Origin of the sequence: Geothrix campi, from assembly GCF_024609265.1 — a bacterium.
GTDB classification, from domain to species: domain Bacteria; phylum Acidobacteriota; class Holophagae; order Holophagales; family Holophagaceae; genus Geothrix; species Geothrix campi.
Map to the genome: position 1 here is coordinate 340,968 of NZ_JANHMP010000003.1, position 26,712 is coordinate 367,679.

Annotated in this window: 15 protein-coding genes; 10 read left to right on the forward strand and 5 right to left on the reverse strand. The window is 65.2% G+C overall.

From position 1 onward, the window contains the following. Positions 1–118 precede the first annotated feature (118 nt). The 4 genes from NOV65_RS13435 to NOV65_RS13450 all read left to right on the forward strand — a co-directional run bounded on the left by NOV65_RS13435 (position 119) and on the right by NOV65_RS13450 (position 11,074). Positions 119–3,196, forward strand: coding sequence for a TonB-dependent receptor (locus NOV65_RS13435; RefSeq protein ID WP_257306976.1), 3,078 nt, complete (start codon positions 119–121; stop codon positions 3,194–3,196). A gap of 21 nt (positions 3,197–3,217) precedes the next feature. Further along, a complete protein-coding gene (locus NOV65_RS13440; RefSeq protein ID WP_257306977.1) occupies positions 3,218–3,784 on the forward strand; it encodes an outer membrane beta-barrel protein in 567 nt (188 codons plus the stop codon). A 590-nt stretch (positions 3,785–4,374) separates the two neighbouring features. After that, positions 4,375–7,482 carry a TonB-dependent receptor gene (locus NOV65_RS13445; RefSeq protein WP_257306978.1) on the forward strand — a complete coding sequence of 1,036 codons (3,108 nt, stop codon included), beginning with the start codon at positions 4,375–4,377 and terminating at the stop codon, positions 7,480–7,482. Between the two features lie 526 nt (positions 7,483–8,008). Next, positions 8,009–11,074 (forward strand): TonB-dependent receptor, encoded by a 3,066-nt coding sequence (locus NOV65_RS13450; protein WP_257306979.1) that lies wholly within the window; start codon positions 8,009–8,011, stop codon positions 11,072–11,074. Between the two features lie 66 nt (positions 11,075–11,140). Here NOV65_RS13450 and NOV65_RS13455 read toward each other — a convergent pair whose 3' ends face one another. Genes NOV65_RS13455 through leuS form a run of 4 tightly spaced genes read right to left on the reverse strand, consistent with a single transcriptional unit; the run spans position 11,141 to position 15,747 of the window. Further along, the gene (locus NOV65_RS13455) at positions 11,141–11,698 is read right to left on the reverse strand and encodes a cob(I)yrinic acid a,c-diamide adenosyltransferase (RefSeq protein WP_257306980.1); all 558 of its coding nucleotides are present in this window, start codon (positions 11,696–11,698) and stop codon (positions 11,141–11,143) included. Positions 11,699–11,736: 38 nt separating this feature from the next. Further along, positions 11,737–12,378 (reverse strand): orotate phosphoribosyltransferase, encoded by a 642-nt coding sequence (pyrE, locus tag NOV65_RS13460; protein WP_257306981.1) that lies wholly within the window; start codon positions 12,376–12,378, stop codon positions 11,737–11,739. Then, positions 12,378–13,316 carry a PLP-dependent cysteine synthase family protein gene (locus NOV65_RS13465; RefSeq protein ID WP_257306982.1) on the reverse strand — a complete coding sequence of 313 codons (939 nt, stop codon included), beginning with the start codon at positions 13,314–13,316 and terminating at the stop codon, positions 12,378–12,380. Before NOV65_RS13465 ends, pyrE begins: the two co-directional genes overlap by 1 nt. Before the next feature lie 4 nt (positions 13,317–13,320). Beyond that, positions 13,321–15,747, reverse strand: a complete 2,427-nt coding sequence (gene leuS, locus NOV65_RS13470; protein WP_257306983.1) for a leucine--tRNA ligase — start codon at positions 15,745–15,747, stop codon at positions 13,321–13,323. A gap of 187 nt (positions 15,748–15,934) precedes the next feature. Here leuS and NOV65_RS13475 point away from each other — a divergent pair, with 187 nt between their 5' ends. Beyond that, a complete protein-coding gene (locus NOV65_RS13475) occupies positions 15,935–17,209 on the forward strand; it encodes an amidohydrolase (protein WP_257306984.1) in 1,275 nt (424 codons plus the stop codon). Beyond that, the gene (locus NOV65_RS13480) at positions 17,202–17,825 is read left to right on the forward strand and encodes a trimeric intracellular cation channel family protein (RefSeq protein WP_257306985.1); all 624 of its coding nucleotides are present in this window, start codon (positions 17,202–17,204) and stop codon (positions 17,823–17,825) included. Before NOV65_RS13475 ends, NOV65_RS13480 begins: the two co-directional genes overlap by 8 nt. A 6-nt stretch (positions 17,826–17,831) precedes the next feature. Here the strand turns inward: NOV65_RS13480 and NOV65_RS13485 are convergent, their stop codons facing one another. Continuing rightward, positions 17,832–20,084, reverse strand: coding sequence for an aconitate hydratase (locus NOV65_RS13485; RefSeq protein ID WP_257306986.1), 2,253 nt, complete (start codon positions 20,082–20,084; stop codon positions 17,832–17,834). A gap of 277 nt (positions 20,085–20,361) precedes the next feature. Between NOV65_RS13485 and NOV65_RS13490 the strand changes: the two genes are divergently transcribed. From NOV65_RS13490 to NOV65_RS13505, 4 genes are all read left to right on the forward strand, one after another. Continuing rightward, a complete protein-coding gene (locus tag NOV65_RS13490; RefSeq protein WP_257306987.1) occupies positions 20,362–22,650 on the forward strand; it encodes a glycosyltransferase family 4 protein in 2,289 nt (762 codons plus the stop codon). Further along, positions 22,647–24,104: a glycoside hydrolase family 130 protein gene (locus NOV65_RS13495; protein WP_257306988.1), complete on the forward strand. Its 1,458-nt coding sequence runs from the start codon at positions 22,647–22,649 to the stop codon at positions 24,102–24,104. Before NOV65_RS13490 ends, NOV65_RS13495 begins: the two co-directional genes overlap by 4 nt. 179 nt (positions 24,105–24,283) lie before the next feature. Beyond that, positions 24,284–24,667 (forward strand): BlaI/MecI/CopY family transcriptional regulator, encoded by a 384-nt coding sequence (locus tag NOV65_RS13500; protein ID WP_257306989.1) that lies wholly within the window; start codon positions 24,284–24,286, stop codon positions 24,665–24,667. Beyond that, on the forward strand, positions 24,664–26,679 hold the full coding sequence (locus NOV65_RS13505; protein WP_257306990.1) for a M56 family metallopeptidase: 2,016 nt from the start codon (positions 24,664–24,666) through the stop codon (positions 26,677–26,679). Before NOV65_RS13500 ends, NOV65_RS13505 begins: the two co-directional genes overlap by 4 nt. The last annotated feature ends 33 nt before the right edge of the window (positions 26,680–26,712 follow it).

Consider the following 26,712-nt stretch of genomic DNA (forward strand, 5'->3'; position numbering starts at 1 on the left):
CAAATCCTTAAGGAGATAAAACACCATGTTTCGAACGAAATCAATTCTCGGCGGGTCTGCGGTTGCATTCGCCCTGGTCTCTGGAAGCGCCCTGTTCGCACAGGTCACCAGTGGCTCCATGTCAGGTCAGGTCAAGGACGAAAAAGGCCTGGCCATTGCCGGCGCCACGGTGACCATTGAGTCTCCCGCGCTCTTCAACCCCCGCGTCGTCAAGACCAATGACCGCGGCGAGTGGCGCGCCCCCCTGCTGCCCCCGGGCAACTACAGGGTTACTGCCGTCAAGGATGGCTACCTGACCGCGGGAGCCAAGGACATCCGCCTGGGCGTGGGTGCTGCAGTATCCCAGGAGTTGACCCTGAAGCCTCTGGCGGCCGCTTCGGCCACCGTCGAGGTTCTCGCTTCGGCGGTCACCGTCGACAAGAGCGACACCAAGGCCGCCACCAACTTCTCGTCCGAAGACCTCGTCGCCCTCCCCGGCGTCGACCGCAGCTTCTACGGCGCTGCGGATCTGGCCCCTGGTCTCTCCACCGGCCGGGGCGGCTCCTTCAGTGTCCGTGGCGGCGCCACGCAGAACACCAACTACCGCGTCAACGGTGTCGACGTGAAGGATGACTACCAGGGCGACCTGACGGGCACCTTCGTGATCGAGGACAACATCGAAGACGTCCAGGTCATCCTGTCCCCCCTGAACGCCCGCAACGGCCGAGCCCTGGGTGGTTCGGTGAACGTGGTCACCAAGACCGGCGGCAACGACTTTCAGGGCAGCATCCGGGCCAGCCTCTCGCGGGCTTCCTGGAACGCCCACAATCCCTCCTACACTTACCAGGACGACGAGACCAACGACAACCTGAACCGCCAGTACCAGGTCACGCTATCCGGCCCGATTATGAAGGACCGGATCTGGTTCAGCTTCGGCACCATCCTCACGCCGAAGACATCCGATCCCTTCAGGCTGGGCACGGTCTACACCCCCCTCGCCACCCGGGGCGTCACCACCGGTATCGCCGCCGTGGACGCCATTGGCGCCCCTCTCTCGGCCTCGATTCCGGCCGGCTATGCCTTCACCAAATTTGAGCAGGGCGCACCCTACAATCGCCAGACCACATCCAACTACTACGAAGGCAAGATCACGGGCGCCATCACGATGGATCACACCTTGGAGCTCAGTTTCTCCAAGTCCAACCTGTCCCTGAGCCCTCGCAACCCGTTCGGGGATGGTGGCAACACCGTCATCCGCCTGAACGCCCTGGGCAAGCAGACGGAGGACAAGAAGGTCTTTGGCGTTGGCTACAAGGGCATTCTCGCCAGCAACCTCTTCATCGAGGCCCACTACAACCGGCTGGATTCCGAGGCCGTGTTCCCCGTGGGTGATCCCGCCTACGGCACCGGCGAAGGCATGCTGATCTATGCCGGCCGGGTCGGGGGGGCCGCTGGATCCCGCCAGGGCTTCGGCTATCCCTTCGGGTTCGGCATCACGCCCACCCCTGACGCCCGCAACAATCGCAGCGGCAATGTGAACGTGAAGTGGTTCAAGGACCTCATGGGCAGCCATGAGATCGACTTCGGCTACGACTACTACGAAGCCGTGCGCGGCACGTCCGTCTCTTCCGGCCTGAAGAACGAGTTCTTCCGTGCGGGTGGCGGGGCCTTCTTCAACCCCACCAACGGGAGCTACCTCTTCGAAGTCATGAACAACACCGGTGCGACCGGCGTGAACCACTTTGACACGGGCACTCCGGGCCAGTTCTATCTGCGCGGCGCCGCCCCCAGTGTGATCGCATATGGCGGCGTCGACGGCACCACGCGCAACCGGACCGACTCCCTCTACATCAATGACCAGTGGACCATCAACCAGCACTGGAACTTCATGGCGGGCCTGCGCTTTGACAGGATCGGCGTCAAGGACACCGACGGTACGACGCTCGGCAAGGCCAGTGACATCACGCCCCGCTTTCAGCTGCGCTATGACCTGAACGGGGATAGCAAGCACCTCTTCACGGCTACCGCAGCTCGCTTCGGCGGCGACTTCACCACCGGCTTCACCGATGCCTTCATCAAGAAGGCCACCGCTTCTGGTGTGAACCGTGGCTGGAGCGCGCAAGCGGTGGACCCGGGCCCCGGCGTGGTCGGCGCGGTGGGCGCTGCGGGCGCCGATGTCAGCTTCGTGGACTACGCCACCCTGACCAACATCGCCAACTACGGCAACGTGCTGGCCTACTTCGACAACAGCAAGAGCTATGTGGTCGACGGAAATCTGCGGGCCCCCTACATGGATGAGTACACCCTGGGCTACAAGCGGAGCTATGACAACGGCTCCCACATCAGCCTCACTTGGGTCCATCGCGAGTGGAAGAAGGACTGGGCCTTCTCCCAGGATTACGCCGCCGACCAGATGGTGATCCTGCATGATCCCACGGGCTCGAATCTTCCCGACCAGCAGGCTCAGATCACCCATGTCTTCAATTCGAACGCCCTCACCCGGGAATACAACGGCCTTGAGATGGAGTGGCTCGGCAAGATCAGCCCCACCTGGAGCTGGGGCGGCAACTACACCTACAGCCGCCTGGTGGGTAATAACAACGGCGGCGACTCGAATTCGGGTCAGTCCTTCCGTGATAACGCCCCTGCGGGCTATTACTTCAATCGCGAGCAGCTGACCCAGGTGAACGGCCGCACGGACGCCGACTTCGCCGCCACGGGCCCACTCCTGCAGGACCAGACCCACCGCGCCCGCCTCTTCCTGACCGCCGAACTCCCCCTCGGCAAGGGCAAGATCTCCTACTCGGCCCTGCTCCGCTACGATTCCGGAAACAACTACAGCGCCGCGGAAGCCGCCCCGCTCGCGTTCGCCGCCAACCTTCCCGCCCCTGCTCCACGCGCACCTTCTTCCTACACCCAGTACTATGGCGGCCGCGGGCAGTACAGTTACAACGACACTTACCAGGTCGATTTCAAGGTTGCCTTCAAGGTGCCTCTGGCCCTGTGGCGTGTGCAGCTGATCGGCGATCTGCAGATCAACAACGTCTTCAACACCCAGATGGTGGCGACCTACGATACGGCCTTCCCGGGTTATTTCGGACAGAGTGTGCTTTACGTCAACGATGCGCCTACCTTCGGGACCACCCGACCCGGTTCCGGAATCAATTACTTTGTGAACGCTCGGTCCTTGGCTTTCAGCCTCGGCCTGCAGTTCTAGTCTGAGTCAGGAGACCCAATGATGATGCGATCCACTCTTCGGTACCTGGCCCTTGGGGCCCTCCTCGCCGGCACGAGCCTCGCCGCCCAGGAAACACAGAAAACCTGGACTGCGGGCGCGAGCCTCACCTCCGCCCTGGATGGCCTCAAGGAGGTCACCCACAACACCACCGGGTTTGTGGTGGACTTCGGGTACAACGGCCACCTCGGCAACAGCACCGTGCCTTTCCGGGCCAGCCTGGGCTACCAGTATTTCCCGGGCAGCGATCATCTCGGTGTGAAGCAGAGCCTCACCAGCTTCCAGCTGGCAGGGGACATCTTCATCGCCTCCGCTTGGACGGACCTGCAGTTCATTACGGGTCTGTCGATCAACAAGTACAGGGTGAAGTCCGAGGTGGCTGGACTTGGAAGCTCTACCGATAACGTCAAGGGGCCCAAGTTTGGCGCCCGGCTGGGGCTCGAGTACCGCTTCACTCCCGCCTGGTCCGGTCAGTTGCTGGTCCAGATGACCGAATTGGGCACGGATGCCACCAATACGACTGGCATCAATCCGTCCTGGATCCAGGCCGGGGCGAAGTTCCACTTCTAGGAACTCGCCACCAGCTGCCACCAACACAAAGCCGGCCCCGCTCACGCGGGGCCGGCTTTGTGTTGGGCAGGCATGGGCCTTGTGCAGGAAGCGCCTGCCTCAGTCGCGCTCGCCACCTCCATGGCCGGGGCCCCGGGCCCCGACCATGGGCCATCCGAAAGGAATTCAGCACCCTCTGAAGGATGCGTGTCGCAAGAAGGTGGTCTTACGGACGGCGCCTCGATTCAATGCCGCATCCCCAGAATCGCCGTCGCACCCGGCAAAAAAGGGCCCCTCGATCCCTCCCGATGAGGTTTTCGCCTGACCCAGGTGCAGACCACTGCGTCCTCTATCCCAAATGTCCGCAAAAGAGGCGAATGGGGCTTCCGCCGCATACCTCGTGTTACAATGTTTGAATTCCAAAACCCGGATCGAAATTATTTGTAAAGATCGTGGAACCTGACCTATTCTTGCGACACTCGTCCCCGATCTTTGGCAGTCCTCCCAGACTTCAGAACCACCGCCGCCACAGATACTGTGGCGGGTTTGCTTCTCCCCCCTTTCGCACCTGCACCATGCGGCATTGCCGCCTTCCCCCCAAAGGAGTTTCTATGAGTCGAATCTTTACCCGGCTGGGCTTCACCGCCGCGGCCATCGTCGCTGGAAGCGGCGTCATGGGTTATGCCCAGGATGCCACTACCGGTGCCGTCTCAGGAATCGTGACGGGGCCCAACGGCGCCCTGATCGCCGGTGCCCGCGTCATTCTTGATGGTGGCCGCGGTCAGGTCGTGCGCGTCACCGATGCCAACGGGTCCTTCAAGGCTTCCGCCCTGATCCCCGGTCAGTACACCGTCACTGTGACTGCGCCCGGCTTTGAAACCGCCGCGAAGCTCACCGCCAACGTCTCCATCAACACCCTGACCCCTGTCAGGCTCACCCTGTCCAAGGCGGCGGGCGCGGTCGTCGAAGTGCTGGCCACCACCCAGACCATCGACACCACCACCCAGACCTCCGGCACCACCTACAACTCCGAGACGATCTCCTCCCTGCCCCTGGGTCGCTCGTTCTCGTCCATCGTGAACCTTGCCCCTGGCGTTTCCAGCAGCGGCATCGATTCCAACAACCCCTCGGTCGGTGGCTCCTCCGGCCTGGAGAACCAGTACGTCATCGACGGCGTGAACACCACCGGCGCTGGCTACGGCGCCAACGGCTCCTACTCGATCGTCTACGGCTCCCTCGGCACCGGCATCAACACTGACTTCATCAGTGAAGTGCAGATCAAGAGCTTCGGCATGGACGCCGAGTTCGGCGGTTCCACCGGTGGCATGGTCAACGCCGTCACCAAGACCGGCGACAACACGCTGCATGCCCAGGTCTTCGCCTACTTCGACCTGAACTCGCTGCAGTCCAAGGACAAGGAACCCCCCCGCATCGATCCCTCGCTGCGCATCACCCCCTCGTTCGACAGCAGCAACCGGTACGAACTGGGCTTCACCGTCGCCGGCCCCATCATCAAGGACAAGCTGTTCTACTTCGTCGGCTACAACCCCATCCGCAATTCCGTGAAGCGGACGCAGATCGACCCTGCCCAGCCTTTCTATGGTCGCCAGATCGAGCAGAAGACCGAGACCAACTCCTATTACGGAAAACTGAACTGGATGATCACCTCCACTCAGTCCCTGGAGTTCAGCATCTTCGGTGATCCCGGCAAGCTGCCCTACGGCGCCAACCGCACCGCTGCCATCTACACCGCCCCCTACAGCTGGGAAGAAGTCGAATTCGGCGGCCGGAACTGGACCTTGAAGTACAACGGCGTCTTCTTCAATGACTTCCTGGTGGAAGCTCGCGTCTCTCAGGCCAACAACAAGTTCCGGCGCATCCTTGATCCCGCCGTCCAGCAGACCTACCGCGTGTCCGATGTGTACACTGGCGTACAGTACGCTCCTGGCCCGGGCTTCGTGGATGGCACAGACGACCGCAATCGCCAGTACGACCTGAAGCTGACCAAGACCTTCGGCGCCTTCGAGTTCAAGGCCGGCTACTTCAAGGAAGACATCGAACACAAGGGCGGCAATACCTACCAGGGCCCTGCCGGCTTCGTGGATCCCCACTCCGGTGCCACTGGCCAGCCCTACTCCAGCGGCGCCTTGGTCAGCCAGCGCTACTATGTGCTCGATCCCTCGCTGAATTACACCGTCGGCACGGAAACGCGGACCCCTACCAACAACATTGCGCCCTACTGGCGCATCACCCGCGCCCGCACGACGCCGCCCCTCATCCCCACCACCGCTCCCTGGGAAGGCTATTTCGTCCAGGCGAAGTACTCCTGGAACAACCGCTTGTTCGTGAAGGCCGGCTTCCGCTGGGAATCGGAAGACATGGCGGGTCTCCAGCAGACCTACAAGTTCAAGGCCAAGGACGCCATGGCACCCCGCCTGTCCATCACCTGGGATCCGAACGGCGATGGCAAGAACAAGATCTACGCCTTCTACGGCAAGTACTTCGAGAAGGTCCCTCTCGATCTCGCGGTCCGCTCGCTCAGCACCGAAGTCGGCGTCAGCCGTTCCGACTTCTACAACATCAACAGCGCCTACAACTCCCTCACCAACCCGATCCAGAATGGCACCGCCATTCTGGATGTCCGCCCGGCCACCGGCTATGGCGTGGTGAACACGACCCCCACCTCGACCCACTTCATCGGCAGCCAGGGCTTCCTGACTCCGGTACTCCCCGGCACCAAGCTGCCCTACACCAATGAGTACGTCCTCGGCTGGGACATGCAGCCCTCCGAAGGCCTCACCATCAGCAACCGGGTCATCTACCGCTCGCTGGGCCGCGCCCTGGAAGACATGGGCATCGATGGTGGCAACTACCTGCCTTACTACATCGCGAACCCCGGTGAAAACTCCGGGCAGATCCAGCAGGCGGCTCTCGATCTCGAGAGGACTGTCTACGGCGTGGCCAATCCCAACTTGATGGGCAGCGGCACCACCGCCACCTGGCCGAAGCCCAAGCGCGACTACTGGGCCTTCGAAATCGAGGTGTCGAAGACCACCAAGCATGTCAACGGCTTCTTCAACCTGCGCCTTTCGAAGCTGGAAGGCAACTACGAGGGCCTGTTCCGCAACGACAACGGCCAGAGCGATCCGAACATCACCTCGCTCTACGACTTCTCGCTGGAATACCTGAAGAACTATGAGAACCCGAATGCCGGCAATTTCCCGAGCTATACGAATGACGGCAACCCAGGCGCTCCCATTTACCATCCCCGGGGCCTCACCGGTGAGGAGGCCTTTGCTTCTGGCCCCCTCCCCAACGACCGCACCGTGGTGGCCAATGCCGGCCTGACCTACAGCTGGGATTCCGGCTTCTCCCTCACGACCCTGGTCAAGTTCCAGACCGGGACGCCCCTGAACAAGTTCTACGGCCTGATCGACTACGACAACACCGGTGAGCTCGCCGCCGGTGGCCGCGGATCCCAGGGACGCACCCCCAACACCCTGAACTTCGACCTGAGCGGCCAGTACGTCTGGAAGCTTGCCAACAAGCACCAGGTGTCCTTCCGTGCGGATGTCTTCAACCTGTGGAATGTCCACAAGCCGACCTCCTACGATCAGAACTTCGAAGCTTCGGTGGACGCGGAAAACAAGAACTTCCTGAACGTCCTGACCTACCAGACTGCCCGCCGCATCCGCCTGGGCGTGAAGTACCAGTTCTAGTCAGCACGCACGACCGCAAGAGAATCGGGCCCTTCGGGGCCCGATTTTTTTGTCTGCGGTTGCCGGCAGGCAGAGGTGGTCATCCCTCCGAAGGCCCGCCACTGGCCCGCACCTTCGGGTCCAGAGGTGCCCTCTTGCCCAGGCAACGGCAGGGTCACATCACCGGTACGGGGAAGGCCATCGGCCAGCGGTACTTTTAAATACATGACCGATTAATCGTCAATTTATTTACTAATTCTGGACCAATCCACACATGCCCGTTGGTGGACCTACCCAGCGACGATATCCATATCGTGCCGTGAGGTAGTGCACCAAAAACACAAGAAAAGTTCCCGTGAAATTTGAAATTCGCGTTTATCCTTGTTCCACTCTTCAACTCTTTGGACATCGCCGTCCCCTTTCTTCTGGGCCATGACAACCTAACTTCCGGAATTCCGGAGGAGGGGCTGCCGCTGACCAGACGGACGCGGGACAGGGTGACCACCCACTTCCCCCGTGCGGCTTCCCGCACTCATAGGAGTACTGCATGTATCCTTCTCCCCTCCGGTTGGCCCGTACTACGGCCCTCCTCGTTGCCGTGGGCGCTGCCGCCTACGCCGCTGGCGATGGCAACCTGTACGTCAAGGTCGTGGATATCCAGGGCAAGCCCGTGACTGGCGCGACGGTGATCATCACCAGCCCCACCCAGATCGGCGGCGCCCGGACCGTGCCCTCCGACAAGGACGGCAACGCCCGGTTCATCCGCCTCAGTCCGGGTGATTTCAAGGTCCAGGTGTCCAAGGAAGGCTTCCAGACCGCCACCCTGGCCGCCCTCGAAGTGAAGGTGGATCAGACGGCCTCGGCCAGCATCAAGATCCAGGCCCTGGGTACCGCCACCGTCGAAGTGTTGTCCACCGTGTCCAACGTGGACGCCACCACGGTGACTACCGGCACCCAGATCACCTCCGCTGAATTGGAAACCCTGCCCATCGGCCGTACTCAGCTGTCGGTGCTGAATCTGGCTCCAGGCGTCATCTCCACCCTTGGCAGCTCCAACGGCAACCCGACCCTGGCCACCGGCCTCAACCGCGACAACTTCGGCTCAGGTGGCGGCCGCAACAACACCTACCTCGTGGACGGTGTGGACGTGACCAGCCCCGAAGCCGGGACGCTACGCACCACCATCGCCCCGGAACTGATCCAGGTGCAGGATGTGAAGACCGGCGCCATCACGGCGGAATACACCGCCCGCGCGGGCCTGTTCTCCAGCGTGACGACCAAGGTGGGAGGCAACGACTTTTCCGGTGGCCTCACCCTCGACTTCCAGAGCCCCTCGCTCCAGAACAAGGTGGGCTATGGCAAGTACGACGTGGGTGAGCGCAGCGTCCGGGACTACAGCGCCTACTTCATGGGCCCCATCATCAAGGATCGGCTCTGGTTCGTCGGCAGCATCCAGACCGTGAAGGACGAATACACGGTCAAGCTGCCCAGCGGCGAATCGCGCACGGGCCTGAACGAGGATGGCAAGCGGTTCTTCGGCAAGCTGACCTGGCAGATCACTCCCATCGATCTGGTCAGCTTCACCTACAACACCAACCCCTACGACTTCGATAACCTCTCCAGCCCTGGCGTCGTCACCCGCCGGGCGTCCAAGACCGAGCAGGGCGGCAATCGCTGGATCGCGGCCTATTCCCACCAGTTCAGCGATATTTTCGTGGACGTGCACTACTCCCACCACCAGGAAGACAACAAAGTCACGCCTCTCTACACCAATGCGGGTCCACAAAACAACATCGTCTCCCTCCTTCCGGGCGGCCTCACGCCGGACCAGGCTCAGCTCGGCAACAGCGCCGGGATGGATCTCCGCGTCTACAAGAAGGATCTGCTCCGCGCGGACTTGACTTGGCTCCTCAACGCCCTGGGCAACCACACAATCAAGCTCGGTGCCCAAAGCGGCGAGGACTCCCTCACTCGTACGGCTGCCATCAGCCAAGGCGTGGCGTACGAGAGCTTCGACATCAACACCTACACCTGGGGCGGCCTGCCCGGCCTGCCTGGCGGCCAGGTGAAATCCCAGCGCACCCGCGTCCTGGGAGCGATCAACAACAATCCCACGCTCAAGGCCACGGCCATCGCCGCTGGCTATACGCCCACTGGCGCGGGCGGCATCTTCCAGTCCTCGGACTTCAATGCCTACACCTTCAATGAAGCCAACCCCATCGGTGGCTACTACGGTTACCGGAACAACTTCGTGTCCACCGCCAGTTCCACGCCTAAGCAGAAGACGCAGGGTTTCTACATCCAGGACCAGTGGCAGGTCGGCCGCTTCACACTGAGTCCCGGCTTCCGCTTCGACAAGTACGAATATGAAGCGGACAACGGCCAATCCCTGTTCAAGACGGACTACAACTTCGCCCCCCGCATCGGCGCGACCTACGATATCAAGGGCGACGGCCATTCCAAGATCTACGCCTACTGGGGCCGCTACATCGACCCCATCCGCCTGGACATGGTGCGGTTCACCGGCAGCCTCCAGGCTTCCGCCACCACCGAAGACGTGCGGATGTTCAACACCTGGATCACCGCCATCAACCGCGGCACCAAGGGTTCGGTGGATGCCGTATTCGTGGACAAGTTCAAGCTCCCCAAAACCGATGAGTTCCGCCTCGGCTACGCCACGGACTTCGCACGAATCTATTCCTTCGAAGTGGTCGGCACCCTGCGCCGCGACTTCGACATCGTGGAGGACTGGGACATCGGCCTCTACTCCAGTGCCGATAATCTTGAGGGCGAGGCCCGTGGCCTCTACAACATGGGCTCCGCCCTCACCAACCCCTACGCCACCCTCAGCACCCAGCAGAAGCGCGTGGTGGACTACTTCCGCGGACTCGCCATGCCGGTGGAGTACTTTGCCGGTGGCGGCTACACCGGGGCCCAGAATCTGGCCCGGGCCCAGGCTGGCCAGCTGAACTTCGCCCTGGCCAACCTGCCCGGCGGCTTCCGGAAGTACAAATCTCTCGACTTCACCCTCACCCGCCGGGAATCCGACAACTGGGGCGGCTTCGCCTCCGTCAGCCTGGTAGATGGCCAGGGCAACAGCTTCAGCCTCGGCAACGCCGACTACCAGGGTGATGTGGCCCAGTGGGATCCGCGCCTGCCCTACATGAACGGCAAGCTCGATGGCTCTGTGGATTGGATGGCGAAGTTCAATGTTTTCTATCACTGGGACATGGGCCTGCAGGTGGCCATGAACTTCAACGCCAATTCCGGCTACCACTACAGCGCCAGCGAGAAGGTCGGCACCCGCATCCTGAATTCCGCCCCGGCCGACATCAATGACGTGTTCACCGAGCAGGCCGGGAAATACCGGACGCCCAACTTCTGGCAGAGCGACATCCGCGTCCAGTACGCCTGGAAGTGGAACCAGAAGCTCCGCTCCGAGGTCTACCTCGACATCATCAACCTGACCAACCGCCAGGAACCGACGGGCATTTCGGAGGGACTCAATGTCCGTTCCGGGATCACGACCATCTACAACGCAGCCGTGGCTGGCACACCGTACCAATTCCAGCCGCCCCGGCGCTACCAGGTGGGCTTCCGCCTGAAGTTCTAGGTCGAGCACCATCGCTAAGTAAAAAGGGGGCCCTCGGGCCCCCTTTTTACTTGGTGTGGCGTACCGTCAGTCCTTCGGCACCCACTGGATGTCGGCCACGCCGGCGGTGGCGTTCTCGGCGCGGGCCAGGGCGAAAAGCCAGTCGCTGAGGCGGTTGAGGTAGGCCAGGACCGCCGGGTTCATGGCCTCCTCATGGGTGAGGGCCACCACCTCGCGCTCGGCGCGGCGACAGACCGTGCGGGCCAGATGGGCGTACGCCGAGGCTGGGGTGCCACCAGGCAGCACGAAGGCCGTCATGGGCGGCGCCAGGGCCGTGAGGCGGTCGATGTCCGCCTCCATGTCCGCCAGGGCCCAGGTGGGCGTGCTCATGCGGGTGCCCAGCAGCTCCTGGCGCGAGGCGGGGGTGGCGAGGATGGCCCCCAGCACGAAGAGGTCATGCTGGACACGCTGCAGCGTCTCCCGGGTCGCACAGGGCAAGGTCGCGTGCAGGCCCAGCAGGCCCATGACGCTGTTCAACTCGTCCAGGGTGCCGTAGGCCACCAGGCGGAGGTGGGACTTGCTCACTCGGTCGCCCCCGAAGAGGCCCGAGGAACCGTCATCGCCGGTGCGCGTGTAGAGCTTCATGATCGGACCTCGAAAACAGGGACAGGATGGATCAGCGCCTATGCCCCGCCGTGGGCGCGGCTCCAGACCACGGTATCGGACCGCCAGTCCTTCAGGGCTGCCAGACCGGCGGCATCCAGGATGCCGCGGTGTTCGGCTTCATCGGACAGCACCTGGAACGAGCCGAGCACCTCGAACGGGATGCGCGCCGAGGCAAAGGCCTTTTCCGCCTGGGGCAGGCCGTAGCTGAAGAGGGCCAGCACCGCGGGCACCTCGGCGCCCTCGGCCCTAAGCGCGTCCGCGCACTTGAGGCTGGACATGCCGGTGGAGATGAGGTCCTCGATGAGCACGGCGCGGTGGCCCTTCGCCAGGGGGCCCTCCACCTGGCGGCCCATGCCGTGGTTCTTGGGGGTGGGCCGCACATAAGCCATGGGCAGGCCCATCCGGTCGGCCACCATGGCCGCCCAGGGGACGCCCGCCGTGGCCGCCCCGGCGATGAGGGTGGGGGCGAAGGTGGCCGTCCGGGTCACCAGGGCGTCCACGATCAGGCCGCGGGCCTCCGGAAAGCCCAGCAGCTGGCGGTTGTCGCAGTAGATGGGCGACTTCAGGCCGCTGGCCCAGGTGAAGGGGTCCAGGGGCTGCAGGCGCACGGCCCCCGCATCCAGGAGACAGGCGGCGAGATCCCGGGGCGAGAGCGGCATCAGATCTCCAGCTCCGCCACGGGCTGCTTGGACATGTAGCGCTCGGCGCCGTCAGGGAAGAGGGTCACGACGCGGGCACCCGCGGGCAGGGACTTCGCCACTTCGCGGGCGGCCCAGGCGTTGGCGCCGCTGGAGGCACCCACCAGGCAACCTTCGGTGGCGATGAGCTCCCGGGCCGTGGCCAGGCTGTCGGCGTCCGCCACGTCGATGATGCGATCCGCGATGGAGAGATCGAGGCTGGCGGGGATGAAGCCGTTGCCGACGCCCTCCACCACCCACTCCTTCAACGGCGCGCCGCAGTAGACCGAGCCCACAGGCTGCACCACCACGGCGTGGATCTTCGGGTTCTTCTCCTTGAGGTAGCGGGCGATGCCCGTGAAGGTGCCGCCGCTGCCGGCGCCCAGCACCACCGCGTCCACGCGACCCTCCATCTGCGCCCAGATCTCAGGCCCCGTGGTGGCGTAGTGGCTGTCGGGGTTGCTGGGGTTGTCGAACTGCTGGGGCACGAACGCATGTGGAATGCTCGCCGCCAGCTCCTTGCACTTCTCGATGGCGCCCACCATCCCCTTTTCCTTGGGGATCAGCACCAGCTCCGCGCCCAGCGCCTTCATGAGCATCATCTTTTCGCGGCTGTACTTCGTGGGCACGCAAAGGATGCAGCGGTAGCCCAGCGCCTTGGCCGCGATGGCCAGCCCCACGCCCGTGTTGCCCGCCGTGGGCTCGATGATGGTGCTGACGCCCGGCTTGATCTGACCCAGGGCCTCGGCGGCCTTGATCATGCCCACACCGATGCGGTCCTTCACGCTGCCGCCGGGATTGAGGTACTCGAGCTTGGAGAAGAGCTGGAGGCCCGGCGCGAAGCGCGTGAGGCGCAGCAGCGGGGTGTTGCCCACCAGGTCCAGGACGGAATCGACGACGGAAGGAAGGGTTTGCGTCACAGGATCAACCTTTCACCACAATGCTCACCAGCTTGCCGCCGGCCGGCAGGACCACTTTCACGATTTCCTTGCCCGCCAGGTGGGGCTGCGCTTCGGCACAGGCGAGCGCGGCCTTCCGGCGGTCATCTTCGCCCGCGTGGACGGGCACGGTGATGCGGCCCCGCACCTTGCCGTTCACCTGCACCACCACCAGCACCTCGTCGGCTTCCAGATACTGGGCGTCGGCCTCGGGCCAGGCGGCCTGCATGCAGAGGCCGGTCTTCCCAAGCTGGCTCCAGAGCTGTTCCGCCAGGTGGGGCGCCACCGGCGACATCATCCGCACGAAGGCGTCGAGGGCGTGCTGCAGCACGGCGTGGCGATGGGGGGAACCGACGGGCAGGTCGCCCAGGGCGTTGGACAGCTCCATGAGGCCCGACACCACGGTGTTGAACTGGTAGCGGCGCTCCAGGTCGTCCGTGAGGCGGGCGATGGTCTGGTTGAGCTTGATCAGCAGCGCCTTCTCCTCGGCGCCAAGCTGGTCCTTGGCGGGCAGCGGATCGGGGCTGACGCGATGGTCCTCCACCATGCGGGTGATGCGCTTGAGGAAGCGGCTGGCGCCCTCGATGCCCTCGAAACCCGTCCAGTCGATCTCCTTCTCGATGGGCGCGGCGAAGATCATGAAGAGACGCAGGGCGTCCGCCCCGTACTTCGAGATGACCTCGTCGGGATCCACGATGTTGCCCTTGGACTTGCTCATCTTCGAGCCGTCCTTCAACACCATGCCCTGGCAGATGAGCTTCTGGAACGGCTCCGGGCCGCTGGCCAGGCCCAGGTCGCGCAGCACCTTGTAGAAGAAGCGCGCGTAGATCAGGTGCATGGTGGCGTGCTCGATGCCGCCCACATAGAGATCCACGGGCATCCAGGCGTCGCTCTCGGCCTTGGCGAAGGGCAGCTCGGTGTTCTTGGGATCCAGATAGCGGAGCCAGTACCAGCTGCTGTCCACGAAGGTGTCCATCGTGTCGGTCTCGCGGCGAGCGGGCTTGCCGCAACACGGACAGGCGCAGTCGAGGAAGGATCTCGACGTGGTGAGGGGCGAAGGTCCCACGCCCGTGAACGCCACATCCTCCGGCAGGCGCACGGGCAGGTTCTCGGCCTTCTCGGGTACCACGCCGCAGTTCGGGCAATGCACCGTCGGGATGGGCGTGCCCCAGTAGCGCTGGCGGCTGAGGCCCCAGTCCTTGAGCTTGTAGGTGGTCGTCTTGGCGGCGCGACCGCCCAGCTTCGCCACCATGGCCGTGACAGCATCCTCGCTCTTCATCCCCGTGAACTCGCCGCTATTCACCAGGGTGCCGAGGTCCCACTCGCTGGTGGATTCGATGACCTGGGGGATGGGCAGACCGTACTTCTTGGCAAATTCATTGTCGCGCTCATCATGCGCGGGCACGCCCATGACCGCGCCCGTGCCGTAGTCCATGAGCACGTAGTTGGCGGCAAAAACCGGCACCTTCTCGCCCGTGAAGGGATGAATCACGGAGAGCGCCGTGCGGTGGCCCAGCTTCACGTCGCTGGTGAGGCGCTCCTCGCGGCTCACCGCGGCCACCTGGTCGCAGAAAGCCTTCAGCGCTGCATCGGTCTCGGCAGCCTTCTCGATGACGGGATGCTCCGTGCTGAGGGCCATGAAGGTGACGCCGAAGAGCGTGTCCAGGCGCGTGGTGAAGACCTCGACCTGGCCACCTCCGTCGAGGTCGAAGGCTAGGCGCGCACCCTCGGAACGCCCGATCCAGTTGCGCTGCATGGTCTTCACGTTCTCGGGCCAGTCCAGGCCGTCGAGGCACTCCAGCAACTCGTCGGCATACTTCGTGGTCTTGAAGAAATACTGCTCCAACGGCTTCTGGGTGACCGGGAAGCCCGTGCGCTCGTCCTTGCCGTCCACCACCTGCTCGTTGGCCAGCACCGTACCCAGCGCCTCGCACCAGTTCACGGTGCGCATGGCGCGGAAGACATCACCCGCCTCCCACATCTTCAGGAAGAGCCACTGGTTCCAACGGTAATAGTCGTCCTGGAAGCTGGCAATCTCGCGGTCCCAGTCGTAGCTGATGCCCATCTTCTGGATCTGGCCCTTCATCTCCTCGATGTTCTGGCGGGTCCAGATGGCGGGGTGGATGCCGTTCTTGATGGCGGCATTTTCGGCTGGCAGCCCAAAGCTGTCCCAGCCCAGCGGGTGCATGACCTCGTAGCCCCGCATGCGCCGGAAGCGGGCCGTGACGTCGCCCAGGGTGTAGTTGCGCACGTGCCCCATGTGGATGCGGCCGCTGGGATAGGGCAACATCACCAGCATGTAGAAGGTCTTCGACCCGGGCAGCAGCTCCGAGGCCCGCTTGGCGCGGAAGGCGCCGGACTCGAGCCAGCGGCGCTGGATCTCGGGTTCCTGGGTCAGGGGCTGGAAGGGCATGGCGGAACTCCACTGGAACCCTTGATTCTACAAGGAAAGGGGCCGTCCTCCAGCCTTGGTTGGCGCCTGGAGGGCAGTGCAGTCCCGGACCTGGGGGAGGGCACCAGAGCCCCGGGTGCCGATGCGCAGGTCGGTGGAGCCCCCACCAGTGATGGAAAAGGTGCATGATTCTGCCCACGGAGAACCGATGGACTCGCTGGCCAAGCTGCTTGATCCCCACCTGGACGCGCTCCTGCCGGGGCTGGAGACCATCTACAAGGATCTCCACAGCCACCCGGAGCTCTCCATGCAGGAGGTGCGCACCGCGAAGCTGGCGGCGGAGCACCTGGCCCGGGACGGCTTCGAGGTGACTTCCGGCGTGGGCGGCACGGGCGTGGTGGGGCTCCTGCGCAACGGGCCCGGGCCCACGGTGATGCTGCGGGCGGACATGGACGCCCTGCCCGTCACGGAAGCCACCGGCCTGCCCTACGCGAGCACAGCCAGGGCCACGAACGACGAGGGTGTGGCGGTGGGCGTGTCGCATGCCTGCGGCCACGACCTGCACGTGACCTGGCTCATGGGCGCGGCCCAGGCGCTCAGCGAGCACCGGGATCTGTGGCAGGGCACCCTCCTGGCCGTGTTCCAGCCGGGCGAGGAGGTCGCCCGGGGCGCCCAGGCCATGGTGGATGACGGGATGACCACGCGCTTCCCGCGCCCCGACGTCATCCTGGGCCAGCACGTGATGGTGGGGGCGGCGGGCACGGTGGGCACCCGCAGCGGCACCATCCTATCGGCCGGAGACAGCCTCAAAGTCCGACTCTTCGGGCGCGGCTCCCACGGCTCCCAGCCCCAGACCTCCATCGATCCCGTGGTCATGGCGGCCTCGACCGTCCTGCGCCTCCAGACCATCGTCTCCCGCGAGGTCGGGCCCCTGGACAGCGCGGTGCTGACCATCGGCTCGCTCCAGGCCGGCACCAAGGAGAACATCATCCCCGAGGACGCCACCCTCAAGCTGAACATCCGCACCTACGACGAGGGCGTCCGCGACCACGTCCTGGCCGCGGTGAAGCGGATCTGCCGGGCGGAGTGCGCGGCCTCGAACGCCCCGCGGGAGCCCGAGTTCACGACCCTGAACAGCTACCCCATGACCGTGAATGATGCCGCGGCCACGGCGCGGGTGGCGAAGGCCTTCCAATCCCAGTTCGGGGAGGGCGCCTACGAGACGGCGCCTGCCGCGGCCAGCGAGGACTTCAGCCTCTTCGGCCGCGCCTGGAAGACGCCCTACGTGTTCTGGATCGTGGGCGGCACCGATCCGGAGGTTTTCGCCAAGGCGAAGGCCGAGGGACAGATCAACCGCCTTCCCAGCAACCACTCGTCGCGGTACGCCCCCGTGCTGCACCCCACCCTGAAGACGGGCCTCCAGGCCATGCTGGCCGCGGCCGGGGCCTGGCTCGGCCACGAGGAGCCCACCAGCCATGCCTGAGCACGCGCTCTTCGAGTTCCTCGATCTGGCGGGCATCTTCGTCTTCGCCATCAGCGGCGCCGCGGCCGCCCGCGAGCGGGACCTGGACCTGTTCGGCATCGTGGCCCTGGCCTTCGTCACCGCTTGCGGCGGCGGCATCGTGCGCGACCTCTGCCTGGGCGCCCTGCCCCCCGTGGGCCTGGCGGACTGGCGCTACCTGGCCTGCGCCACCCTGGGCGCCCTGGCCACCCTCGGCGCCTATGGCTGGGTGCGGCGCCTGCGCTACCCGGTGCTCCTCTTCGACGCGGTGGGGATGGCCATGTTCGCCGTGGCCGGCACCCAGAAGGCGCTGGGGCTGGGCCGCAACGCCGAAACCGCCGTCCTGTTGGGGATGATGACTGCCGTGGGCGGCGGCATCCTTCGCGACATGCTGCTCAGCCGGGTGGCCGTGGTGCTGGAGCGTGAGATCTACGCCTCCGCGGCCCTGCTGGGTTCGCTGCTGGTGGTACTGGGCGACCACTTCCACTGGGGCCCGGCCGGAACCACCTGGCCGGGCCTTCTGGCCTGCTTCGGGCTGCGCTACCTGTCGCTGCGGTTCGGCTGGAACATGCCCCGCTTCGGGCGGCGGGCCGCCTGAGGGAGCCTACTTCCGGGTCCTGCCCATGAGGTTCAGGGCCGAGCCGGCCTTGAACCAGGCGATCTGGCCCGCGTTGAAGGTGTGGTTCAGGGTGATCCGGTCCTCGCGACCATCCGCATGCCTGGCCACCAGCGTGAGGGGCACGCCGGGTGCAAAGGCGGTCAACCCGAGGATGGAGAGGTGGTCGTCCTCCAGGAGCTTGTCGTAGTCCGCCGGGTTCGCGAAGGTGAGGGGGAGCATGCCCTGCTTCTTGAGGTTCGTCTCGTGGATGCGGGCGAAGCTCTTCACGATGATGGCGCGGCCCCCCAGGTGCCGGGGCTCCATGGCCGCATGCTCGCGGCTGGAACCTTCGCCATAGTTCTCGTCGCCGATGACCACCCAGTCGATGCCCGCGGCCTTGTACGCCCGGGCCACCTTGGGCACCTCTTCGTAGTCGCTCGTGAGCTGGTTCTTCACGCGGTTGACGGCGCCGTTGAAAGCATTGGTGGCGCCGATGAGGAGGTTGTTGCTGATGTTGTCCAGGTGCCCGCGGAACCGCAGCCAGGGCCCGGCGGCGGAGATGTGGTCGGTGGTGCACTTGCCCTGGGCCTTGATGAGCAGGTACAGATCCGTGAGGTCCGTGCCCTCCCAGGCCTTGAAGGGCTCCAGCTTCTGGAGGCGCTGGCTGGCCGGATCGATCTTCACCTCCACGCGATGGTGATCCTCAGGCGGAGCCTGGTAGGTGGCCTGCCCCTTGTCGTAGCCCTTCCTGGGGAGGCTGTCGCCACTGGGGGGCACCAGCTTGAAGGGCTTGCCGTCGGCTCCCATGAGCGAATCCGTTTCGGGATTGAAGGTGAGGCGGCCCGCCAGCACGAAGGCCGTGACGATCTCCGGCGAGGCCACGAAGGCGCAGGTCTCGGGGTTGGCGTCGTTCCGCGCGGCGAAGTTGCGGTTGAAGCTCGTGATGATGGAGTTCCGGTCACCCTTCTGGATATCGTGGCGCTTCCACTGCCCGATGCAGGGGCCGCAGGCGTTGGCGAGCACCATGCCGCCCACCGCGGTGAAGGTCGCCATCTGCCCATCGCGCTCGATGGTGGCGCGGATCTGCTCGCTGCCCGGCGTGATGGTGAAAGTGGACTTGGCCTTCACGCCGTGGTCCAGGGCCTGCTTCGCCACGCTGGCGGCCCGCTCCATGTCCTCGTAGCTGGAGTTGGTGCAGCTCCCGATGAGGCCCACCTTCAGTTCCTCCGGATAGTCCTTCTCTTTCACGGCGGCGGCGAACTTTGACAGCGGCCAGGCCAGGTCCGGCGTGAAGGGGCCGTTGATGTGCGGTTCCAGCGTGCTGAGGTCGATCTCGACCACCTGGTCGTACTGGCAGCCCTCGTCGGCCCTGAGGAGCTCGGCATGGTTTTCGGCGAGTGTGGCGAGCTCGCCGCGCCCCGTCGCCCGCAGGTACTCCGCCATGCGGTGGTTGAAGGGGAAGAGGCTCGTGGTGGCGCCGATCTCGGCGCCCATGTTGCAGATGGTACCCATGCCCGTGCAGGAGATGGCATCCACTCCGGGGCCGAAGTACTCCACGATGGCGCCGGTGCCGCCCTTCACCGTGAGGATGCCCGCCAGCTTGAGGATGACGTCCTTGGGCGAGGCCCAGCCGTTGAGCGTGCCCTTGAGCTTCACGCCGATGAGCTTGGGGGCCTTCAGCTCCCAGGGCAGGCCCGCCATGACATCCACGGCGTCCGCCCCGCCCACGCCAATGGCCACCATGCCCAGGCCCCCCGCGTTGGGCGTGTGCGAATCCGTGCCGATCATGAGGCCGCCGGGGAAGGCGTAGGTCTCCAGCACCACCTGGTGGATGATGCCGCTGCCGGGCCGCCAGAAGCCGAGGCCGTACTTGTCGCACACGGTCGACAGGAAGTCGTAGACCTCCTTGTTCTCGGTGTTGGCCCGGGCCAGGTCGGGACTGGAACCCACCTCGGCCTGGATGAGGTGATCGCAGTGGACCGTGGAAGGCACGGCCACCTCGGGCAGCCCCGAGGTCATGAACTGGAGGAGGGCCATCTGGGCCGTGGCATCCTGCATGGCCACGCGATCCGGTCGCAGCTCCAGGTAGCTCTTCCCGCGCAGGAGCTCAGCCTGATCCGGGTGGTCCAGGTGGCCGTAGACGATCTTCTCGGCCAGGGAGAGGGGCCGATTCAGGCGCTGGCGCACCACCTTCAGGTTGGCGGCCATGCGGTCGTAGGCGGCCTGCACGAACGAGGGGGTGGATTCGATCTGCGCCATGGCGGAACCCTCCGGGGAGGGAAGTGTAGTCCGGTTCTTGAAAATTCGAGTCACCGAGGGGCCCATTCGCGGCCGACCCGGGGTCCATCAAACCCCTGGCCTGGATGGCATTTCGAGCGCAGGATCAGAAGCGTGGATGTCCCCGGCGGGTGTGCGGGATCGTTCGACACACCACCGGCCTTCCCAGCCTGGGTACTACCTGGGAGCGTTTCATGGAAATCAATGTCAGGCCAATCCGGGCGATGGTCCCTCCATCCTTGTGAAGAGGGGCATCCAGATGCCGTCCCCCATGCCCGAGCACATCGCCTTTCTGGGTGGGTTCCTGCCGCGACTGTGCGGCATCGCCACCTTCACCCATGACCTGTGCGAAGCTGTGGCCGAAGCCGCCCCCGGATCCCAGTGTTTCGCCGGGGCGGTGAATGACCGCATCGATGTCTATGACTACCCGCCTCGCGTCCGCTTCGAACTGGACGAGAAGGACCTGGATTCGTACCGTCGGGCGGCGGATTTCCTGAACTTCAACAATGCCGACGTGTTGTGCGTCCAGCACGAGTTCGGCATCTACGGGGGGGCGGCCGGAAGCCATCTGCTGGCCCTGCTCAGGGAAGTCCGGATGCCGGTGGTGACCACCCTGCATACGGTCCTGCGCGAACCGAACGCGGCGCAACTCCGGGTGATGGAGGAACTGATCCGCCGCAGCGACCGCCTGGTGGTCATGGCCCGCAAGGGGGCGGAAATCCTGCGCGACACCTACGCGGCCCCGGAGGCCAAGGTGGACATCATCCCCCATGGCATCCCGGACATGCCGTTCATCGACTCCAGCTTCTACAAGGCGCAACTCGGCGTGGAAGGCCGCAAGGTCCTCCTTACGTTCGGGCTGCTCGGGCCCGGGAAGGGCATCGAATATGCCATCGAGGCCCTGCCGGAGATCGTGGCCCGGCACCCGAACGTGGTGTACCTCGTGCTGGGCGCCACCCATCCCCATCTCGTCGCGCAGGAAGGCGAAAGCTACCGGCTGGGCCTGGAGCGCCTGGCCGAGGACCTCGGCGTGAAAGAGCACGTGATCTTCTACAACCGCTTCGTGTCCCTGGACGACCTCAAGGAGTTCATCGGCGCGACGGACATCTATCTCACCCCGTACCTCAACGAGGCGCAGATCACCTCGGGCACCCTGGCCTATGTCTTCGGCGCCGGCAAGGCGGTGGTCTCCACGCCGTACTGGCACGCCCAGGAACTGCTTTCGGACGGCCGCGGCACCCTCGTGCCCTTCCGGGATCCCCACGCCATCGCCGACGGCGTCTGCGCCTACCTGGATGACCCCGACCGCTTGAAGGCGACCGGGGACGAGGCCTATCAGCTGGGACGGGCGATGATCTGGCCTGCGGTGGCGCAGCGTTACCTCGAATCCTTCCAGCGCGCCCGGACCGAGCGGAGGGCCACACCCCGTTCCGCCTTTGCCGGATGGACGCTCGCCAGCCGACCCTACGAACTGCCTCCGCTCCGGCTCGACCACATCATCCGCATGAGCGACGGCACCGGCATCCTCCAGCACGCCACCTTCAATGTGCCGAACTTCCACGAGGGCTACTGCACGGACGACAATGCGAGGGCCTTCATCCTGTGCAACCTCCTGGATGAACTCGGAGGACGTTCGCCTTCGGAGAATACCGATCGTCTGGCCACCAGCTACCTGGCCTTCCTGGCGGCCGCCCTGAACCCCGAGACGGGCCGCTTCCGGAACTTCATGAGCCATGGCCGGCAATGGCTGGAGGCCTCCGGCAGTGAGGACAGCCACGCCCGTGCCCTCTGGGCCACGGGCACCGGGTCCGGACGGTCGCGCAATCCCGGCCACCGGAGGCTTTCAGCCCAGCTCTTCGAGCGGGGCCTGCCCGCGGTGGAGGCCTTCTCGTCCCCCCGCGCCTGGGCCTTCACGCTGCTGGGCATCCACGAGTACCTCCGTGCCTTCCCGGACCATGAGCAGGCGAAGCTCCTGCGCGAGGACCTGACGGCCAGGCTCATCGGATTGTGGAACGCCTGCGCCACCGACGATTGGCCATGGTTTGAATCGAGCGCCACATACGACAACGCCCGGCTCTGCCAGGCCCTGCTCATCAGCGCCCGGGGGAAGGCCAACCCCGAGGCCCTGGAGATCGCGCTCAAGTCCCTGGGCTGGTTGATCTCCGTGCAGAAGACTCAGAAGGGCCACTTCCGGCCCATCGGCAGCAATGGTTTCTACGTCAAGGGAGGCGCTCGTGCCTATTTCGACCAGCAGCCGGTGGAGGCGCAATCCATGATTTCTGCTTGTCTCGCAGCCTTTCGCACCACCCGGGATGACGCCTGGCTGCGGGAGGCGAAGCGCGCCTTCGAATGGTTCCTGGGCCGCAATGACCTCGGCCTGCCGCTGTACGATTCCAACGGCGGAGGCTGCAGCGATGGGCTGCATCCGGATCGGGTCAGCGAGAACCAGGGGGCGGAGTCGACCCTGGCCTTCCACCTGGCCCTCGCCGAGATGAACGTCGCTGCCCACGACATCGCCCCTGCCCCGATCCTGACTCCGGCCCCATGACGACCATCCCCCTCCGCCGCCACGACGTGGATCTCGTTCCCGAGAGCGCCCGGGTCATCATCCGTCCCTTCATCCCCTCTAATACCCATCGCATCACCACCATCCTCGGCCGTGCCCTCGCACTGAGTGAAGAGGAAGCGGCCCGCGATCTGGAATCCATGCTGCGGGAATTCGATTCCCGCCACCTCGACATCGAGACGCCCCTGCTGGCGAACTTCGAGCGGGTGCTGCCCCACATCTTCACGCACCGCCCCCTCACCCACGCGCGCAAGCTTCTCATCGGCGCCCTGTTCTCGGGGGAGTACGCCCTCGAGTCCGCGGCCCTCTTCAACCCCTCGATCGTTCCACACCCCGACCAGGACGGCCTCCCTGCGGGTGCCCTGCGGTTCATCATGAGCCTGCGCGCCACCGGCGAGGGCCACATCTCCTCCATCGAGTTCCGGACCGGCCTCATCAACCCGGACGGGAGCATCCGCCTGGATCCCGTCTCCCGCTTCGTCGCCTTGCCCGACCTCAACCCCAATCCCAGCTACAAGAAGCTCCCCTTCATCGTCAAGCTGCACGAGATGGGCTTCAACAACGGCAACGCCGCCTCGGTGATGGATTCCCTCGGAGAGAGCTTCACCCGGAGCGACCTGAACCGTTGCGTCCTCCGCATCCGGCGCGAGACCCGGCCCATTACCCAGGATCTCAACAACACGCTCCGCTGCATCCAGTGGCTCGCCGATTCCAACTACGAACTCCACTTCTCCTCCAAGCTCGCCATGAGCGAGCGGATCATCTTCCCCGTCTCCACCAACGAGAGCCATGGCATCGAGGACGCGCGCTTCGTCCGCCTCGTCGAAGACGACGGCTCGACGATGTACTACGCCACCTACACCGCCTACAACGGGCACGCCATCCTGCCCCAGCTCATCGAGACCAAGGACTTCCTCCACTTCCGCATCCTCACGCTCAACGGCACCGCCGTGCAGAACAAGGGCATGGCGCTCTTCCCGCGCCGGATCGACGGCAACTACGCGATGCTCGCCCGCCAGGACGACGAGAACCTCTTCATCATGTTCTCGGACAATCCCCACCACTGGAGCGATTCGACCGTGCTCCTCCGCCCTGCCGAGATGTGGGAGTCCGTGAAGATCGGGAACTGCGGCTCGCCGATCGAGACCGAAGCCGGGTGGCTGGTGCTCACCCACGGCGTCGGGCCCATGCGCAAGTACTGCATCGGCGCCGCCCTGCTCGACCTGCAAGACCCGACGAAAGTCATCGGCCGGTTGCGGGAACCCCTCCTGGTGCCCGAGGGCACGGGCAGGGAAGGCTACGTGCCCAATGTCGTCTACAGCTGTGGAGCCCTCCTCCACGGCCGCGACCTCATCCTCCCCTTCGCCATGAGCGACAAGGCCTCGACCATCGCGAGCGTCTCCCTGGATGCCCTGCTCGCCGCCCTGCAGGCCTGAGCCCCCCAACTGGGGCCGATGGGGCTGTAATGACGCGGCTTTGAACGCAGCAGGCCGAAGGTCTCCCCCTCTTTTTTTGGAAAGGAGGTTCGAGGCACTAAACCGATTACGAAGTTTTTCGTTGACGACTACGAAACCTGTCGTATCTTTTCGGCATTCCTCTCCCGGAGCCCGATCCCATGCAGCCCACCACTCGTCCCACCGACGCCGAACTCGCCATCCTGCGGGTGCTCTGGGAGCTGGGGCCGAGCACTGTGCGGCAGGTCTTCGAGGTATTGTCGGCCGAGCGGGAACTGGGCTACACCACCGTGCTGAAGATGCTTCAGATCATGCACGAGAAGGGCCTGGTGCAGCGGGATGTCACGGACCGCACCCATGTCTTCAGCGCCACGCGGACCCAGGTGCAGACCCAACGGACGCTGCTGGATGACCTGCTGGACAAGGCCTTCGGGGGCTCGTCCCTGAATCTGGTCATGCAGGCCCTGGCCACCCGCAAGGCCAGCCGCGAAGAGCTGGCGGAGATCCGGAAGCTGCTCGACCTGGCCGAAGGAGGAAAGCGATGAATCAGCTGCTGTCGCTCGTCCAAGAGCCCTGGGCCCGGGCCCTGGGCTGGAGCCTTCTCCACTTCCTGTGGCAGGGTGCGGCCCTGGGCCTGCTGGCCTGGCTGCTGCTGGCCCTGCTGCGGGGCGCAAACGCCAAGGTCCGGTACGGAATCGCCTGCGCCTTCCTCCTGTTGATGGCGATCGCGCTGGCCGCCACCTTCCTGCTCCTCCAGCGGCCGGCCGCCGGCCAGCCAGAACCCCTGAACCTGACCGTCGCGGCAGCGGCCGGGGCCGTGGTTTCGGATGCACCTTTGGCCGTCCGGGTGAAAGCCGCCCTGGATCCCGCCTTGCCCTGGCTGCTGGGCACCTGGGCCCTGGGCGTGCTCCTCCTGTCCAGCCGTTTCCTCGGGAGCTGGATCCGCGTGCAGCGCCTGCGCCGCCGCAGCGCCTCGCCCGTCCCCGCCGAATGGCACCTGGTGCTGTCCCGGCTCTGCCGCGAGCTGAAGCTCTCCCGCACGGTGCGCCTGCTGCAATCCGCCGCGGTGGAGGTGCCCACGGCCCTTGGTTGGCTGCGTCCCATCATCCTGCTGCCGGCCTGCGCCCTCACGGGTCTGGCCCCCCAGCAGCTGGAGGCCATTCTGGCCCACGAGCTTGCCCACATCCGCCGGGGCGACTTCCTGGTGAACCTCCTCCAGTCCCTGGTCGAGGTCGTGCTCTTCTACCACCCGGCCGTGTGGTGGCTCTCCGGCCGCATCCGCGCCGAACGGGAGCTCTGCTGCGATGACGTGGCGGCGGCTCTCTGCGGCGATCCCCTGATCCTGGCCCGCGCCCTCACCGACCTCGAGGCCCTGCGTGAACCGGCGCCCTCCTCCCCCACCCACCTGGCCCTGGCCGCCAACGGAGGTTCCCTCATGCACCGCATCCGCCATCTGCTCCAGCCAGCCTTGCCCGCCTCCAACGCCGCCCGCGCCACCGCCCTGGCCCTGCTGGCCGCCTCGCTCCTGAGTGCCGCCGGCGTGGCCTTCCAGGACAAGGGGAAGGAACCCACACCCAAACCTGACCCGTCCACGCGCATGAAGGTGATCGACGGCGACCGCCAGATGGATGTGCGCATGGAAGGCGAGGTCAAGCTCGATCCTGCGGCGAAGGAGCCCGTAGCCGTGCCCGGCGGCGGCAGCTTCCGCGTGGAGGAGAAGAAGGGCGGGAAGGTCCGGACCTACAGCGCCACCAAGGACAAGCGCACCTACACCGTGGATGGCCAGGAGCGGCCTCTCGACGCCGAGGGCGAGGCCTGGCTGCGGGAGACCGTGAAGGATGCGGCCAAGGCACAGAAGGCCCGCGACAAGGCCCATCGCATCGAAATCCACACGCGGCGAATGGAGGATCAGACCCGCGAGCTGGACACCCACCTGAAGGAACTGGACGCGCACCTGAAGGATCTCGATCGCCTCCCGGAGCTGAGCCCCGAAGAGCGCGCCAAGGTCCGTGCCGACCTGGACAAGGCGCGGGTCGAGATCGAGAAGGCCCGCGCCGAGCGCCACAAGGTGCGGATGGAGGTGATCCGGAAGCAGGGCGACGCCGGGAAGGAAGTGGAGATCCTCACCGAGGACGTGGGCCCCGGCACCGTCGTGATCCGCAAGAAGGTGGACGGCAAGGAGGTCATCGAGAAGCGCGTGAAGGTCCGTGGCGCAAAGAAGGGCGAGGGCGGCACCTGGTCCTTCGTCGACCCCGATGAGGAGGACATCGTCGTGGATGTCCCCGGGGACATCACCATCCCCCCCATCCACATCCCCGAGATCCACATCGAGCACCCGGGCGTCGAGGCGGATCCCCAGGCGGAGATCCGCGCCCTCCAGTCCGCCATGAAGTCCATGCAGAAACGCCTGGACCAGCTCCAGAAGGAAATGGCCACGACGCCAAAGGTCCCCAAGGCACCGGCAACCCCCCGGCCGGCCCTTCTTCCCCCACCGCCGCCCCCAGCGCCGGAGGCGCCTCCGGCCCCGCCCGCGCCGCCCGCGGACCCGGACCTCTGATCCTGCCTCCTCCAACCGTGAAGGGCCCGCGCT

Excerpts from the sequence above, each read along its gene's own strand:
- NOV65_RS13435 (WP_257306976.1), top strand. The coding sequence starts at position 119 with ATGTCAGGTCAGGTCAAGGACGAAAAAGGCCTGGCCATTGCCGGCGCC.
- NOV65_RS13440 (WP_257306977.1), top strand. The coding sequence starts at position 3,218 with ATGATGCGATCCACTCTTCGGTACCTGGCCCTTGGGGCCCTCCTCGCC.
- NOV65_RS13445 (WP_257306978.1), top strand. The coding sequence starts at position 4,375 with ATGAGTCGAATCTTTACCCGGCTGGGCTTCACCGCCGCGGCCATCGTC.
- NOV65_RS13450 (WP_257306979.1), top strand. The coding sequence starts at position 8,009 with ATGTATCCTTCTCCCCTCCGGTTGGCCCGTACTACGGCCCTCCTCGTT.
- NOV65_RS13455 (WP_257306980.1), bottom strand. The coding sequence starts at position 11,698 with ATGAAGCTCTACACGCGCACCGGCGATGACGGTTCCTCGGGCCTCTTC.
- pyrE (WP_257306981.1), bottom strand. The coding sequence starts at position 12,378 with ATGCCGCTCTCGCCCCGGGATCTCGCCGCCTGTCTCCTGGATGCGGGG.
- leuS (WP_257306983.1), bottom strand. The coding sequence starts at position 15,747 with ATGCCCTTCCAGCCCCTGACCCAGGAACCCGAGATCCAGCGCCGCTGG.
- NOV65_RS13475 (WP_257306984.1), top strand. The coding sequence starts at position 15,935 with ATGGACTCGCTGGCCAAGCTGCTTGATCCCCACCTGGACGCGCTCCTG.
- NOV65_RS13480 (WP_257306985.1), top strand. The coding sequence starts at position 17,202 with ATGCCTGAGCACGCGCTCTTCGAGTTCCTCGATCTGGCGGGCATCTTC.
- NOV65_RS13485 (WP_257306986.1), bottom strand. The coding sequence starts at position 20,084 with ATGGCGCAGATCGAATCCACCCCCTCGTTCGTGCAGGCCGCCTACGAC.
- NOV65_RS13490 (WP_257306987.1), top strand. The coding sequence starts at position 20,362 with ATGCCGTCCCCCATGCCCGAGCACATCGCCTTTCTGGGTGGGTTCCTG.
- NOV65_RS13495 (WP_257306988.1), top strand. The coding sequence starts at position 22,647 with ATGACGACCATCCCCCTCCGCCGCCACGACGTGGATCTCGTTCCCGAG.
- NOV65_RS13500 (WP_257306989.1), top strand. The coding sequence starts at position 24,284 with ATGCAGCCCACCACTCGTCCCACCGACGCCGAACTCGCCATCCTGCGG.
- NOV65_RS13505 (WP_257306990.1), top strand. The coding sequence starts at position 24,664 with ATGAATCAGCTGCTGTCGCTCGTCCAAGAGCCCTGGGCCCGGGCCCTG.